The sequence below is a fragment of the Sanguibacter biliveldensis genome, from assembly GCF_033798665.1.
Lineage (GTDB): Bacteria > Actinomycetota > Actinomycetes > Actinomycetales > Cellulomonadaceae > Sanguibacter > Sanguibacter inulinus.
Genome location: NZ_CP138359.1, coordinates 529,497 through 543,489 on the forward strand (window position 1 = coordinate 529,497; position 13,993 = coordinate 543,489).

Sequence of the window (13,993 nt, forward strand, 5' to 3'; positions counted from 1 at the left end):
TGCGCACCACAGTCTGCCTCATGTGCGCTCTCTCACGGTACAGCGCGGACGGCCTCCAGGCGCTCTACGAGCGCGTCGGTCGCTGCCATGAGGGCTCGGCGCACGTGCGCCTCATACTCTCCGAGCGACCGTTCGGCCGCCCGGAGCCGCAGCAGGTCGTCGACGGGGAAGCTGTCACCGGGCCGTCGGGCGATCCCGAGGAGGTCGCCGAAGGCGGGGATCGTGGAGAGCGCCTCGGGGCTCACCTGGTCGGTGATCTCGAGCCCGAGCCTGGCCGGCAGCACAGCCCGGGCTACTGTGAGGTCGAGCCGCGCCTGGATGATCCGGCGCCAGTGCGTCGCCTGCGAGACCTCGTGCCGCAGCAGGGCACGCGTGCGCCTCAGCTCTGCGAGGTCCAGCAGCTGGAGGGCGGTCTGTGAGGCAGCCGGCACGACGTGCTCCCGACGGAGGATCAGGTGACAATGCGAACACTCCTACTGTCGGTACGTCGACGATCGATCTTGAGCGGAGCGGACCAGTGCGTCCGAGAGGTGGAGGACGTGCTGTGACCAGGCCGCAGGGCTCAAGGCCGACGACCCGGACACCGGCCACGGCAGCGAAGACCCCGCTGGAGCGTCCTCCTGTCGCGCTCGTCCGCAGGGCCCGCCGCACCAACAGGCGTCTCGCGGAGGTCTACCCGGACGCCCGGTGCGAGCTCGACTTCAGGTCGCCCCTCGAGCTGCTGGTGGCGACGGTCCTCTCCGCACAGTGCACCGACAAGCGGGTGAACCAGGTGACGCCGGCGCTCTTCGCGCGCTTCCCCGACGCCCAGGCCTACGCGCAGGCCGACCCCAGCGAGCTCGAGGAGATGATCCGGCCGACGGGGTTCTTCAGGCCGAAGGCCCGGTCGCTCTCCGGGATCGGCGTCGCGCTCGTCGAGCGGCACGGCGGTCAGGTGCCGTCCACGCTCGAGGAGCTCGTGGCGCTCCCGGGGGTCGGGCGCAAGACCGCCAACGTCGTGCTCGGGGACGCCTTCGGCATCCCGGGGATCACTGTCGACACCCACGTGGGCCGGCTGGTGCGGCGCTGGGGCTGGACGACGAGCGAGGACCCTGTCGTCGTCGAGCGGGAGATCGCGGCCCTCGTCGAGCGCCCCGAGTGGACGCTGCTCTCGCACAGGGTGATCTTCCACGGGCGGCGTGTCTGCTTCGCGCGGCGCCCGGCCTGCGGTGCGTGCCCGATCACGGACCTGTGCCCGTCGGCCGGTATCGGCGAGTCGGACCCCGTCGCGGCTGCGGCGCTCGTCAAGACGTCGTGAGCGCGACCAGCGCGCGGTCAGCCGTCGGTCGTCGGACCTGTCAGGCCGCTCAGCCAGTCGAGCAAGATCGCGCTGACCTGCTCTGAGGCCTCCTCCGGGAGGAAGTGCCCGGCGTCGGGCAGCAGCTCGTAGCGCAGCTCGCGGCACAGCGCGGAGCTGTCGACGTCGGCCGTCTCGGGCCTCACGACTGGGTCGAGCCCACCCTGGACCTGCAGTGCGGGCACGGCGATCGGTGCCCGGACCGCCGACAGGTAGCGGCGTCCGCTGCCCGTCGGCACGAGCCGCGCGTACCAGCGCACGGCCTCGAGCGAGCTGTGAGCCGCGAAGGGCACCCGGGCTGCCTCGGTGTACGTCTCGACCGCACCCTCAGGCCAGACGAAGTCCGGGCGGGCGCGCAGCACCTGGGCCACGAGGTCGCCGCGGGTCATCCGGCGCTCGGGGCGGTTGGGCAGCTGGAGATAGGCCAGGCGCCCCTGCGCGCGGCGGCTGAGCGAGGCGCGCAGCGAGACGTGCATCCGGGCGGGGTGCGGCGCCGCGAGCGCTGCGACGGCAGCGGTGACGACGGGCTGGAGCGCGGGCATCGACCACGCGACGACCCCGCCGAGACCGTGCCCGACGACGATGGCACGGTCTGCCCCGAGCGAGCGGATGACACCCGCGACGTCACGGGTGCGGGTGTGCAGGTCGTAGCCGATCGGTGGCTTGTCCGACGCCCCCGTGCCGCGCAGGTCCATCGCCGCGACCCTGTAGCCGGCCTCGGCGAGCGCGGAGATCTGGTCGCGCCACACCCACCAGAACTGCGGGAAGGAGTGCAGCAGCATGACGAGCGGCGCCGAGCTGTCCGACGGCCCGGCGAGCGCCACGTGGAACCTGGCACCGTTGGCGGCGACGAACTCGTGCTGCCAGTCGCCGGGGATCAAGATGTCCGAGAAGTCTGTGGTCACAGGGTCGAACCTACCGGAGCAGAGCCGGCCTCCTCGTGGGCGGCGTTGTCTGCGGCCTGGGCGGCCCTGCGGTCCTTCGGCGGGTCGAACCTGTAGCCGACGTTGCGGACCGTCCCGATGAGCTGCTCGTACTCGGGTCCGAGCTTGGCCCGCAGGCGGCGCACGTGGACGTCGACGGTCCGGGTGCCCCCGTAGTAGTCGTAGCCCCAGACCTCCTGGAGCAGCTGGGCGCGGGTGAACACGCGGCCCGGGTGCTGCACGAGGTACTTGAGGAGCTCGAACTCCTTGTACGTGAGGTCGAGGGGGGTGCCGCGCAGTCGTGCGGTGTAGCCGCTCGCGTCGATCATCAGCTCGCCCGAGGAGATCTCTTCCGGCTGGTCGCCCGACCCGTGGCTGGCCGAGCGCTCACGGGCCAGGCGCAGTCGGGCATCGACCTCGGCCGGGGTCGCGGTGTCCAGGAGGAGGTCGTCCGCGCCCCACTCGGCGGTGACGACCATGAGGCCGCCCTCGGTGACGATGAGGACGAGAGGGACCGTGAGACCGGTGGCGCGCAGCAGGCGGCAGGTGGTCCGTGCGCCGACCAGGTCGCGGCGTGCGTCGAGCAGCACGACGTCGGAGTCGGGCGCGTCGACCAGCGCCGAGGGCTCCATCGGCAGCACCCGGATCCGGTGCGTCAGGAGACCGAGGGCAGGGAGCACCTGGGCAGAACCACCCGCAGTGGGGGTGAGGAGCAGGAGCTCGGACACCGTTCTCACCTTCTCTCAGACAGGCGCCCACGGTACCGCGAGGCCGTCGTCCCACGAGCAGCAGGACCGGATGTCGTCGCGCTCGTGCTGATGATTCTTCCACGTCGGGGCGCAGAGTTCGGGCGGGAGGGTCTTCGTCTGGGACACTGGGCCGGTGAATCTCTCGACGCGTGCCGTGGCCACCGCCTGCGCAGCCGCCGCCATCGCCGGGGGAGTGTTCCTCGGCGAGTGGGGTCTGCTCGCCGTCCTCGTCGCCCTCGTCGTGGCCTTCGCGGCGGGCTGGGCGCCCCTCCTCGGGCTGCCCGCGCCGGGCGGGACCTTCTTCGTGGTGCTGCTCCCAGGGCTCGGTGCGCTCGCGGCCGTGCACGTCACGACCACCGAGCCGTGGCTGCGCTACCTGCCGCTCGTCCTCGCGATGGGCCTGCTGCTCTCCTTCACCAACGAGCTGCTGCGCGGCGACGGGCGGACCCGGCTCGTCGAGTCTCTCGTCGGCGGGGTCAGCGGTGTGGTCGTCGCGGTGTCCGCGGCCGGCTGGATCGCCGCGTCCAAGGTGCCCGACGGCATGGCCCTCGTGCTGGTCTGCGCGGTCGCGCTCGCGGCGGCGTCAGCGGTCTCGGCGACCCCGTTGCGCGGTGTCCTCAACAGCGTCGCGACGCTCGTGGGTGCCGTCGCCGCGTCTGTCGTGGTGGCCTACGTCCTGCCCGAGCTCGCGCCTCTCGACGGGGTGTGGGCCGGGGCTGTCGCCGGGATCCTCGTGTCGTCGCTGCACATGCTCTTCTACAGGCTGCCGGCCTTGCGCCGTCGCCAGGCGGCGCTCGCCGTGATCGTGCTGCCCGTCGCGATGAGCGGTGTGCTCACCTACGTCGTCGGGCGCGTGCTCGTCGCCTGAGCCGGCCCGGAGCAGGGCTCAGTAGACGAGGGCCTGGGTCTGCGGGGCCATGATCTCCTCGACGAACACCGCAGAACCAGCGATACGGACCCCGGGGACCAGGTCTTCCTGCGTGATGCCGCGGCGTGCTGCGCACTGCGTGCACACCGTGACGGTCCCCGCCTCCACGACCGAGGCGAGCAGGTCGTCGAGGCCCGCCGCGTGCTCGAGCTCGAGCTCGGACGCGCGGCCGGGGACACCCAGCCAGGCCGAGTCGCCCGTGAGCCACAGGCTCACGTCGACCCCTGCTGCCACGGCTGTCGCCGCGACCGTGAAGGCCTGGTTGGTCAGCTCGGGGGCCGCGACGCCGGCGGTCGACTTCACGACCAGACGTCGGGACGGGGCGGCTGTCGGTTCGCTCATGCGGTCAGGGTATCGGTGCGTAGGATGGTCGCCATGAGTGTTCATGTACTTGAGATGTTCTTCCTCGGGCTGCTCGTCGCGGCCACGGTGACCATCACGTGGTTCGCGGGCTTCGTGGTCTACAGGCTCTACAAGGGACAGCGCTAGACGTGTCGTTCGCGATCCCCGACGGGCTCGCGCCCGAGGTCTACCCGCTGGCGTGGTTGGTGGGTTCTTGGCGTGGTGAGGGTGTGATCTCCTACCCGGGGATCGACACCGTCGCCGTCCTCCAGGACGTGACCTTCGACCATGACGGCGGCCCGTACCTGCGGTACGAGTCGACGATCCGGGTCATCGAGCCCGTCGTGCCCGCGACGGTCCCCGAGGAGTGGGCGCAGAGCAGCGCGGACCCCGAGGAGCCGACGTCGGGCGATGCCCCGGACGGGAGTCCCGCTGCGCCGGCAGCAGCGGACGCGCCACCCGCCGTCGTGCCGCCGCTCGGCACCGGCGAGACGACGGTCTGGTCGACCGAGACCGGCTACTGGCGCGTCCCGCCGGACCGCCCCGAGGGGTTGCCCGAGGGCAAGACGCCCCTCGAGGTCATGATGACCGACCCTGCCGGGCGCCTGACCATGTACCTCGGCGCTGTCGGCAACGGCCGCATCGACCTCGCGAGCGACCTCATCGCCCGCACCCCCACGGCAGCCGAGGTGTCCGCGTCGAGCCGTCTCTACGGCCTCGTCGAGGGTCACCTCATGTGGGTCTGGGAGATCGCGGCCTTCGGCCACCCCCTGCAGTCCTACGTGTCGGCCAACCTCAGCCGCGTCGAGGAGTGAGATGACGTACTCGAGCCCGGTCCTGTCCAGGCACGGCGCCGTCGCGGGCGCCGGGGTCGACGCCGGTGTCGCCTGGCACTACGGCGACCCGACGGCCGAGCAGCGCGCCCTCGAGCGCGGCGGCGCCTTCGTCGACCTGTCGCACCACGGTGTCGTCACGGTCTCTGGGCCGGACCGGCTCGGGTGGCTCAACTCGATCACCTCCCAGCTGCTGCTCGACCTCGGGCCCCGCGACTCGACCGAGACCCTCGTCCTCTCCCCGCACGGTCACGTCGAGCACGCGCTCTCGGTCGTCGACGACGGCGAGACGACCTGGCTGCTCACCGAGCGGTCGAAGACCGCCGAGCTGGTCACCTGGCTCGAGCGCATGAAGTTCATGATGCGCGTGGAGATCACCGACGCGACCGACGCGTGGGCGGTCATCGGCGAGCCTGTCGACGCCGAGGCAGCCGACGGCGAACCCGTCACCTGGCGTGACCCGTGGCCCCGCACCCGCGAGGGCGGCACGCGATACGGCCTGGCAGACGCCGAGCACCCTGGCGCCGAGCGGCCCTGGCGGCTCGTGCTCGTGCCGCGCGAGTCGCTGCTCGAGGCTGTCGCAGCCCGCGAGGCTGCTGGCTGGCGGCTGGCCGGGACGTGGGCCAGCGAGGCCCTGCGCATCGCGGCCTGGCGTCCGCGCCTCGCGACCGAGGTGGACCACAAGACCATCCCGCACGAGCTCGACTGGCTGCGGACCGCCGTGCACCTGCACAAGGGCTGCTACCGCGGCCAGGAGACCGTCGCACGAGTGCACAACATGGGACGGCCACCGCGCCGCCTCGTCATGGCGCACCTCGACGGCTCGGGGCACCTGCTCCCCGAGATCGGTGCCTCGGTCGAGGCCGGGGACCGGGCTGTCGGGGTCGTCACCTCGGTGGCCCGCCACCACGAGCTCGGCCCGGTCGCGCTCGCCGTGGTCAAGCGCAGCACCCCGACCGACGTCGACCTCCTCGTCTCCTGCGAGGGGGGCGACGTCGCCGCGGGCCAGGAGGTCGTCGTGCCCGGTGAGGGCGTCTCGGTCGACCGTCCGGCCGCCCGCGGTCCGGTGGCACGAGGCCTGACACCTCGATGACGGCGTCCGACACCCCGGCCGTGCCCGTGCTCTGGAGGCCGTGCACGCTCGCGGCGTCGGAGGTCCGGGCCGTCCCAGCGGTGCCGGCGCGGTGAGCCGCACCCCCGGCGAGGACTCCTTCGTGACCTCGAAGGTCCGCCAGATGTCGCTCGTGGCCCGCAGCCGGGTGCGTCAGGGCCGCATCCGGGTGCGAGCAGGCTTCGGTCCGATCCTGCTCGCCGGCGTCGCGGTGAGCCTGTCCTACTGGATCGCCCACCTGCTGCTCGGTCACCCCTCGCCCTTCTTCGCGCCGGTCTGCGCCTGGATCTGTCTCGGTTTCACGGCAGACCGCAACATGCGCCGCGTCGCGGAGGTCGGCATCGGAGTCGCGATCGGGGTCGGGCTCGGCGAGGCCATCGCGAAGCTCATCGGCGCCGGGGCCGTGCAGATCGGCATCGTGCTCGTGGTCTCGGCGCTCGTCGCCCGGTTCCTCGACCGCGGGGTGCTGCTGACCACCCAGGCAGGCGTGCAGTCGATCGTCATCGTCGGTCTGCCCGTCGTGTCGACGGGTGGCGGGTTCGGGCGGTGGACTGACGCGCTCGTCGGTGCCGTGGTCGCCTTCGTCGTCGCGGCGCTCACCCCGGGCGACCCGCGGCGTCTCCCACGACGCCTGGGCGGCGACGGGCTCGCCGAGCTCGCGCGGACGCTCGAAGAGATCGCGCACGGCATGCGCACGGGGGACCCGGCCGACCGAGAGGCCGCGCTCCTGCGCGGACGGGCCTCCGAGCCGGCGCTCGACGAGTGGCAGGCTGTCACGAAGAGCGCGATCGGCACGGCGCGTGTCACGGCCACAGGGCGGCGGTACCGCAGCGAGCTCACCACGATGGGTCGCACGGCGATGCTCGGCGACCGCACGATGCGCACGGTCCGGGTGATCGCCCGACGTGCGATCAGCCTGCCGACAGGCCCCGAGGTCGACAGGCTCGCGCAGCTGCTCGACGACCTCGCCAAGGCCACGCACCTGCTCGCCGAGAACGTCGCCGCGGGCTCCGACCCCGCGGTCGCCCGCGAGATGCTGCTCTCGGTCGCCCACGAGGCGCACCCGGGCCTGCTCGGCACGGGGGACTGGCAGGTCCAGTCGCTCACGCTGATCCTGCGGTCCGCGATCGTCGACCTCTGCGAGACGGCCGGGGCGACCCCCGGCGAGGCCCGTGAGGCTCTCGCGCCGATGTAGTCCGACGGCAGGGCTGAGGGTGCGACCAGCCCTTAGGCTTGGCGCATGTTCGCCTCGCTGCAGATCAGCATCATGGTCCTCCTCACCCTCGCGCTGTTCGTCGTCGAGGTCTTCGCCCTGATCGACGCCCTCCGTCGACCGGCTGGGGTCTTCACGAGCGCTGGGAAGCGCACCAAGGTGTTCTGGGGCAGCATCCTCGCAGCCGGTGCGCTGCTCGGCTTCGTCGGTCTGTACCCGCCGCTCGGCATCGGCATGCTCGGCATGGCCGCGCTCTTCATGGTGGTGCCCGCCGCGATCTACCTCACCGACGTGCGACCCGCTCTCGGCAGCCACCGCCGTGGTGGCGGACGACCTGGCTCGGGTCCGAGCCGCGGAGGCTGGTGACCTGTGCGCGCCGTGCTCCAGCGGGCCTCCCGCGCCAGCGTGACCGTCGACGGCGAGGTGCTGTCCTCCTTCGACAGGCAGGGGCTCGTGGTCCTCGTCGGTGCGACCCACGACGACGGACCTGAGCAGGTCGAGCTCGTCTCCCGCAAGATCGCCGAGCTGCGGATCCTCGACGGGGCCGATGGTGGCGAGGTCAGCGTGAGCGACCTCGACGCGCCGGTGATCGTCGTCAGCCAGTTCACGCTCTACGCCGACACCCGCAAGGGGCGCCGGCCGTCGTGGAACGCCGCCGCTCCCGGACCTGTCGCCGAGCCCCTGGTCGACGCCGTGGTCGAGGCGCTGCGCGGCCGTGGGCTCACGGTCGGGACGGGGCGCTTCGGTGCGGACATGCAGGTCGAGCTCGTCAACGACGGGCCCATGACGATCGTGGTCGACGCGTGAGCGCGGACGCGGGCGCCACAGCAACGATGCCGCTGACCGTGGGGCTCGTCATCGACGACTCCCTCGACCGCCCCGACGGTGTGCAGCAGCACGTGCTCACCCTCGGCGAGTGGTTGAGCGGCCAGGGGCACACGGTCCACTACCTCACGAGCACCACGGTCCGCACGGACCGGCCGCGCATGCACTCCCTCGCGAAGAACCTGCGGCTGCGGTTCAACGGCAACAGGCTCGGCATCCCGCTGCCCGCCCCGGCCCGTGGGGTGGAGGCGCTGCTCGACGAGGTCGACTTCGACGTGCTGCACGTGAACATGCCGTACAGCCCGCTGCTCGCCGGACGTGTCGTCTCGCGCGCTCGTGCCGGGACGGCTGTCGTCGGGACCTTCCACATCCTCCCGTGGACCTGGCTCACCCGGTGGGGTGCGCGCGGCCTCGGGCTGGTCCAACGACGCCAGCTGCGGCGCTTCTCCCGGGTGATCGCCGTGTCGACGCCGGCCGCGGCCTTCGCCGCCGAGGCGCTCGGGGTCGACCCCGTGGTCATCGGCAACCCCGTCGACGTCACGCGGTTCACGCGGGCGCGCGACGCCGAGCTCGACGGCTGGCAGCCGGCCGAGGACGCGCCGGTCCGGATCGTGTTCCTCGGTCGTCTCGTCGAGCGCAAGGGGGCCGGTGAGCTGTTGCGCGCCGTCGCCCGGGCCCGGTCGCTCACCCAGGTGCCCGTCGAGGTCGTGATCGGCGGCAACGGTCCCCTGCGTGACGAGCTCGAGGCATTCGTGCGCACGGCTGGTCTCGACGGCGTCGAGTTCATCGGGTTTGTCGACGAGGCCGACAAGGCGGCCCTGCTGGCTGGGGCCGACGTCGTCGCGCTGCCCTCGACAGGCGGCGAGAGCTTCGGCATCAGCGTCGTCGAGGCGCTCGCCGCGAGCCGTGGGGTGGTGCTGGCCGGTGACAACCCGGGGTACCGGACCGTCATGGAGGGTCTCGAGGACCAGCTGGTCGACGCGACCGACACCGAGGCCTTCGCCGCGCTGCTCGCGCGGTACGTCGGCGACGCCGCGGCCCGGGCCGCGGCGAGCGCACGCCAGGTCGAGCACGCTGGGCGCTTCGACGTCGACGTCATCGGCGCGCAGGTGGTCGAGGTCTACAGGGCCTAGGACGCGAGACGGCCCGGACGGTGCGAGAGGCACCGAACGGGCCGTGCGGTCGTCTCAGGACCGAGGTCAATTCACCTCGGTCGGGTGCGGCCCGACCCGGCCGTCACGCTCGAGACCGTCGATCGCGGCGAGGTCGTCGCCGGTGAGCTCGAAGTCGAAAAGTGCGATGTTCTCCGCGATGCGCGAGGGCGTGACCGACTTGGGGATCACGACGCGGCCCTGCTGCAGGTGCCAGCGGAGCACGACCTGCGCAGGGGAGCGCCCGAGACGGTCGGCGATCGCGGTGATGGGCTCCTCGGAGAGCAGCGCGCCGCCCTGGGCGAGCGGGCTCCAGGCCTCGGTGACCACACCGTGGGCGGCGTTCGCGGCCTGGATGTCGCGCTGCTGCAGCGCGGGGTGCAGCTCGACCTGGTTGACGGCCGGGACCGTGCCCCCTGCGGCGACGACCCGCTCGAGGTGCTCGGGGAGGAAGTTCGAGACGCCGATCGCCCGGGCGCGGCCCGAGGCGTAGATCTCCTCGAAGGCACGCCACGTGTCGAGGTAGGTGTCCTTGGCGGGGGTGGGCCAGTGGATGAGGTAGAGGTCCACGTGGTCGAGGCCGAGCTTCTCGAGGCTCGCGTCGAAGGCGGCGAGGGTCGAGTCGTAGCCCTGCTCGGAGTTCCACAGCTTGGTGGTGACGAAGAGCTCGTCGCGGGCGATGCCGGAGTCGGCGAGAGCCTGGCCGGTGCCGCGCTCGTTGCCGTAGACGGCTGCTGTGTCGATGCTGCGGTACCCGGCCTCGAGGGCTGTCGAGACCGCGGCGCGGGTCTCGTCGTCGGGCACCTGGAAGACGCCGAAGCCGAGGCGGGGCATCTCGATGCCGTTGTTGAGCGTGACTGTGGGGATCTGCTGAGTCATGGGGTGTCCTTCGCTGGTCGGCGGGGCAGCCTCGGGAGGCTGCGACACACGGTCGCTTGCTGGCGCGGTTAGTTGCACGCGCTCTGTAGATAGTTGCATGCGCCAGCCAGTGGGGCAACCGGGGGACGGTCGTGAGGGGAGGGCGAGGGACCAGCAGGACCCGTGGGCCGTCCGCCTGCCTCAGGCCGTCAGGTGCTCCGTGCAGCGGTCCGCGTTCCAGCCGGCCCACACGTCGGCAGGGACGAACACGTCGTCGACGGGCGTGACCGAGGTCGTCTTGTCCGTGAGGATCGGCGCGTCGCAGACCGTGCCGTCCTCGCTCGTGAAGGTGCACCGGGCACCCGCCACCTTGAGGAAGAACTCTTCGGTGAGCAGCGTGCCGTCGACGAGGGTCGCGATCGGCGAGACCGGGATGACCGACGGCCCGTGCTCGGCCGTCGCGAAGGACTCGTCGGTGAGGCCCTCGCCGTCGAGCACGATCCGCACCTCGTAGCGCCCGGGCTGGGCAGGGTCGTGCTCGGCGATCTCCTCGGCAGCGGCCTCGGGGTCCTCCCAGACCCCGAGGGGGACGACGACGTCCCCGGTGATGCGGTCGATCACGACGTGGAGCTGGTGCGAGACGGTCATGGTGCGGCAGGTCTCCGAGATCGGGGAGGGCAGGCGGCCCGGGTGGGCGCCCGCGTCGAGGGCACTCCCATCATCCCATCTGCGCGGTGTCGCGGCCCGGCGCTGGGCAGCCCCGGGTCCGAGAGGTGATCGCTCCCGGAGGTCCGCGCCGCGGAGGTCCGACGTGGGACGCGCCGGACGGTCGGCGCGTCCCGCCCACCCTGAGGACCACGCCCGGAGGATCCGGGTCGGACCAGGGGGATGCCGGATGGGCGTGGCACCCTCTCCGCGGAAGACTTGCAGGCATGAGCACAGACTGGTCCGCAGGACCCACCCAGAAGCCCGGCGCCGACAGCGTCCCCACCCCGACCCTCACCCAGCGGTTCTTCGCCTGGACCCGCAGGCTCGGGATCGTCCGCCCCGCCCAGGACCGCGTCCTCGGCGGCGTCGCGGCAGCCTTCGCCGAGAAGCTCGGCATCAGCTCGGGTGCCATGCGCCTGATCCTCGTCGCCCTCGTGCTGCTCGCAGGTCTCAGCCTGTGGGTCTACGTCATCGCCTGGGCGCTCCTCCCCGACGGACGGACCGGGACGATCCCGCTCGAGCGCTGGATCTCCTGACCCCACGGTCTCCGGACCGGACCGGGGGCGCAGTGCTGAGCGCCAGCAGGAGACGGGCCTGAGCGGAGCGACGGCCGAGCGCTCGAGGCCACAGCGACGCAGGACCCACGGCCCTGCGGGGCCCGTCGACGAGCGACTAGTGTCTGGAGGTGGACCTGCCGACGGACGACCGTCGCGACCGACTCGACCTGAAGGGTGTTGCCCCGTGGCTTCATACGACCTCTCCGGAACGGCTGCCTGGAGCGCGCTGCGCGACGAGCACCAGACCCTCGCCGCGACGACGCTCCGTGAGCTCTTCGCCGCCGACCCGGAGCGCGGCACGCGCCTGACCGCCGACGCCGTCGAGCTGCACCTCGACTACTCCAAGCACCTCGTCACCGACTCGACCGTCGAGGCGCTCGTCGCGCTCGCGGAGGAGGCCGGGCTGGCCGAGAAGATCGCCGCGATGTTCGCGGGCGAGCACATCAACCTCACCGAGGACCGTGCCGTGCTGCACACGGCGCTGCGCCTGCCGCGCGACGCGTCGCTCGTGGTCGACGGCCAGGACGTCGTGGCCGACGTGCACGAGGTCCTCGACCGCATGGCCGAGTTCTCCGAGAAGGTGCGCTCCGGTGCCTGGACCGGGCACTCGGGCAAGAAGATCACGACGGTCGTCAACATCGGCATCGGTGGCTCGGACCTCGGCCCTGTCATGGCCTACGAGGCGCTGCGCGACTACGCGGACCGCGGCATCGAGTGCCGCTTCGTGTCGAACATCGACCCGACCGACGTGTACGAGAAGGTCCACGGCGTCGACTTCGAGAGCACCCTGTTCATCGTCGCGTCCAAGACCTTCGGCACGCAGGAGACCCTGACCAACGCCCGCACCGCCCGCCAGTGGCTGGTCGAGGCCTACGCCGGTGACGAGTCGGCTGTCGCCAAGCACTTCGTGGCCGTCTCGACCAACGCCGAGAAGGTCGCCGACTTCGGCATCGACACCGCGAACATGTTCGGGTTCTGGGACTGGGTCGGCGGACGCTACTCCTTCGACTCCGCCGTGGGCCTGGCCCTCATGCTCTCGATCGGCGCCGACGGCTTCCGCCAGATGCTCGACGGCTTCCACCAGATGGACGAGCACTTCCGCACGACGCCCTTCGCCCAGAACGTGCCCGTCCTCATGGGGCTGCTCAACGTCTGGTACAATAACTTCTTCGGCACCGGCAGCCACGCCGTCCTGCCCTACAGCCAGTACCTCAACCGCTTCCCGGCCTACCTCCAGCAGCTGACCATGGAGTCCAACGGCAAGTCCGTGCGCCTGGACGGCACCCCGGTCACCGACGCGACGGCTGGCGGCTTCGCGGGCCAGACCGGCGAGATCTTCTGGGGCGAGCCCGGCACCAACGGCCAGCACGCCTTCTACCAGCTGCTGCACCAGGGCACGAAGATGACCCCGGCCGACTTCATCGGCTTCGCGCTTCCCAACCACGACCTCGGCGAGATGCACGACCTCTTCATGTCGAACTTCTTCGCCCAGACGGCGGCGCTCGCCTTCGGCAAGACGGCCGAGGAGGTCGCAGCAGACGGCACGCCGGCCGAGATCGTCCACCACAAGGTGATGCCCGGCAACCGCCCTACGAGCACGATCCTCGCCGAGAAGCTCACGCCGTCGGTGCTCGGCCAGCTCGTGGCCCTGTACGAGCACATCACGTTCACGCAGTCTGTGGTGTGGGGCATCAACGCCTTCGACCAGTGGGGCGTCGAGCTCGGCAAGGTCATGGCCAACCAGCTCGCCCCGAAGCTCACCTCGAGCGAGGCGCCGGCCAAGGACTCCGACGCGTCGACCGACGCGCTCATCGAGCGGTACCGGGCGTTCCGCGGGCGCTGACGTCCACCGGCGTCGGCCGCCGCCCCCGATCCGGGGACGGTGACCGGACGGGCGCCTCACGCACCAGGCCACCACCCGACGTCGGGTGGTGGCCTGGTGCGTGCGGGGGTGTGGTTCGTGGGCGTCCTGAGAGGGTGCGGGCTCCGGGTCTGCAGGCTGCCGCCCGGGGCACCTACCTCTTCTTGCGGCGCCTGTAGAACGCACCGGCGACGATCCCCGCGAGGAACATCAACGCGAGGAAGAGCCACAGCGGAGAGTTCACAGTCATCCACAGCACGTGGATGGTCGTCTCGCCGCGGTTCTGCAGGATGAACACGACGGCCAGCACCACGAGCAGGATGCTGAGCCACCGCTGCTTGACGAAGGCGACGACCGCGTTCTCGGTCTGGGCTGGCTCGGTCATGAGGCTCCTCGGTGGTGCGGGCGGGTCAGGCTCTCTGGACGAGACGCCGGGGCTGCGCACGGGGCGGAGCAGGGGCGGCCCTCGGGCCTGACTGTGCTGGTGACAGCATCCTCCCGCGAAGCCGTGCCCCCGTGCCACCTCTCGTCGCCGGTCACCGAGCCTGTCACGGAGCCCGCCGAGCACCACCCTGCGTTTTCACGCCTGCGGCGAACA

General features: G+C 71.7%; 17 protein-coding genes. 10 read left to right on the forward strand and 7 right to left on the reverse strand.

Features of this window, described 5'->3' with window-relative positions; genetic code table 11:
- Positions 1 to 32: 32 nt before the first annotated feature.
- Entirely contained in the window at positions 33 to 431 is a 399-nt protein-coding gene (locus SANBI_RS02320) for a hypothetical protein (RefSeq protein WP_179914494.1), read from the reverse strand.
- A gap of 176 nt (positions 432 to 607) precedes the next feature.
- Here SANBI_RS02320 and nth point away from each other — a divergent pair, with 176 nt between their 5' ends.
- Positions 608 to 1,297, forward strand: coding sequence for an endonuclease III (nth, locus tag SANBI_RS02325; RefSeq protein WP_319161153.1), 690 nt, complete (start codon positions 608 to 610; stop codon positions 1,295 to 1,297).
- Positions 1,298 to 1,314: 17 nt separating this feature from the next.
- Here the strand turns inward: nth and SANBI_RS02330 are convergent, their stop codons facing one another.
- Both SANBI_RS02330 and SANBI_RS02335 read right to left on the reverse strand, forming a co-directional pair.
- Positions 1,315 to 2,241: an alpha/beta fold hydrolase gene (locus SANBI_RS02330; RefSeq protein WP_319158548.1), complete on the reverse strand. Its 927-nt coding sequence runs from the start codon at positions 2,239 to 2,241 to the stop codon at positions 1,315 to 1,317.
- The gene (locus tag SANBI_RS02335) at positions 2,238 to 2,987 is read right to left on the reverse strand and encodes a winged helix-turn-helix transcriptional regulator (protein WP_319158550.1); all 750 of its coding nucleotides are present in this window, start codon (positions 2,985 to 2,987) and stop codon (positions 2,238 to 2,240) included. Before SANBI_RS02335 ends, SANBI_RS02330 begins: the two co-directional genes overlap by 4 nt.
- A gap of 154 nt (positions 2,988 to 3,141) precedes the next feature.
- Between SANBI_RS02335 and SANBI_RS02340 the strand changes: the two genes are divergently transcribed.
- Positions 3,142 to 3,876: a hypothetical protein gene (locus SANBI_RS02340; RefSeq protein WP_319158552.1), complete on the forward strand. Its 735-nt coding sequence runs from the start codon at positions 3,142 to 3,144 to the stop codon at positions 3,874 to 3,876.
- An 18-nt stretch (positions 3,877 to 3,894) separates the two neighbouring features.
- Here the strand turns inward: SANBI_RS02340 and SANBI_RS02345 are convergent, their stop codons facing one another.
- On the reverse strand, positions 3,895 to 4,278 hold the full coding sequence (locus tag SANBI_RS02345; protein WP_319158554.1) for a DsrE family protein: 384 nt from the start codon (positions 4,276 to 4,278) through the stop codon (positions 3,895 to 3,897).
- Positions 4,279 to 4,427: 149 nt separating this feature from the next.
- Here SANBI_RS02345 and SANBI_RS02350 point away from each other — a divergent pair, with 149 nt between their 5' ends.
- The 6 genes from SANBI_RS02350 to SANBI_RS02375 all read left to right on the forward strand — a co-directional run bounded on the left by SANBI_RS02350 (position 4,428) and on the right by SANBI_RS02375 (position 9,393).
- Positions 4,428 to 5,093 carry a heme-binding beta-barrel domain-containing protein gene (locus SANBI_RS02350; RefSeq protein WP_319158556.1) on the forward strand — a complete coding sequence of 222 codons (666 nt, stop codon included), beginning with the start codon at positions 4,428 to 4,430 and terminating at the stop codon, positions 5,091 to 5,093.
- Position 5,094: 1 nt separating this feature from the next.
- Positions 5,095 to 6,204, forward strand: coding sequence for a CAF17-like 4Fe-4S cluster assembly/insertion protein YgfZ (ygfZ, locus tag SANBI_RS02355; protein ID WP_319158558.1), 1,110 nt, complete (start codon positions 5,095 to 5,097; stop codon positions 6,202 to 6,204).
- Between the two features lie 91 nt (positions 6,205 to 6,295).
- Positions 6,296 to 7,417, forward strand: a complete 1,122-nt coding sequence (locus SANBI_RS02360) for an FUSC family protein (RefSeq protein WP_319158560.1) — start codon at positions 6,296 to 6,298, stop codon at positions 7,415 to 7,417.
- A gap of 45 nt (positions 7,418 to 7,462) precedes the next feature.
- Positions 7,463 to 7,801: a DUF2516 family protein gene (locus tag SANBI_RS02365; protein WP_319158562.1), complete on the forward strand. Its 339-nt coding sequence runs from the start codon at positions 7,463 to 7,465 to the stop codon at positions 7,799 to 7,801.
- Positions 7,802 to 7,804: 3 nt separating this feature from the next.
- On the forward strand, positions 7,805 to 8,242 hold the full coding sequence (dtd, locus tag SANBI_RS02370; protein WP_319158564.1) for a D-aminoacyl-tRNA deacylase: 438 nt from the start codon (positions 7,805 to 7,807) through the stop codon (positions 8,240 to 8,242).
- Complete coding sequence (locus SANBI_RS02375) at positions 8,239 to 9,393, forward strand: glycosyltransferase family 4 protein (protein WP_319158566.1); 1,155 nt, start codon at positions 8,239 to 8,241, stop codon at positions 9,391 to 9,393. Before dtd ends, SANBI_RS02375 begins: the two co-directional genes overlap by 4 nt.
- Before the next feature lie 66 nt (positions 9,394 to 9,459).
- Here the strand turns inward: SANBI_RS02375 and SANBI_RS02380 are convergent, their stop codons facing one another.
- Positions 9,460 to 10,290, reverse strand: coding sequence for an aldo/keto reductase (locus SANBI_RS02380; RefSeq protein ID WP_319158568.1), 831 nt, complete (start codon positions 10,288 to 10,290; stop codon positions 9,460 to 9,462).
- A gap of 180 nt (positions 10,291 to 10,470) precedes the next feature.
- On the reverse strand, positions 10,471 to 10,917 hold the full coding sequence (locus tag SANBI_RS02385; RefSeq protein WP_056135835.1) for a hypothetical protein: 447 nt from the start codon (positions 10,915 to 10,917) through the stop codon (positions 10,471 to 10,473).
- A 284-nt stretch (positions 10,918 to 11,201) separates the two neighbouring features.
- Here SANBI_RS02385 and SANBI_RS02390 point away from each other — a divergent pair, with 284 nt between their 5' ends.
- Together SANBI_RS02390 and pgi are read left to right on the forward strand one after the other, a co-directional pair.
- On the forward strand, positions 11,202 to 11,513 hold the full coding sequence (locus tag SANBI_RS02390; protein ID WP_319158571.1) for a PspC domain-containing protein: 312 nt from the start codon (positions 11,202 to 11,204) through the stop codon (positions 11,511 to 11,513).
- Between the two features lie 205 nt (positions 11,514 to 11,718).
- Positions 11,719 to 13,377, forward strand: coding sequence for a glucose-6-phosphate isomerase (gene pgi / locus SANBI_RS02395; protein ID WP_319158573.1), 1,659 nt, complete (start codon positions 11,719 to 11,721; stop codon positions 13,375 to 13,377).
- 172 nt (positions 13,378 to 13,549) lie between these two features.
- Here the strand turns inward: pgi and SANBI_RS02400 are convergent, their stop codons facing one another.
- Positions 13,550 to 13,780, reverse strand: coding sequence for a LapA family protein (locus SANBI_RS02400; RefSeq protein WP_319158575.1), 231 nt, complete (start codon positions 13,778 to 13,780; stop codon positions 13,550 to 13,552).
- Between the last annotated feature and the right edge of the window lie 213 nt (positions 13,781 to 13,993).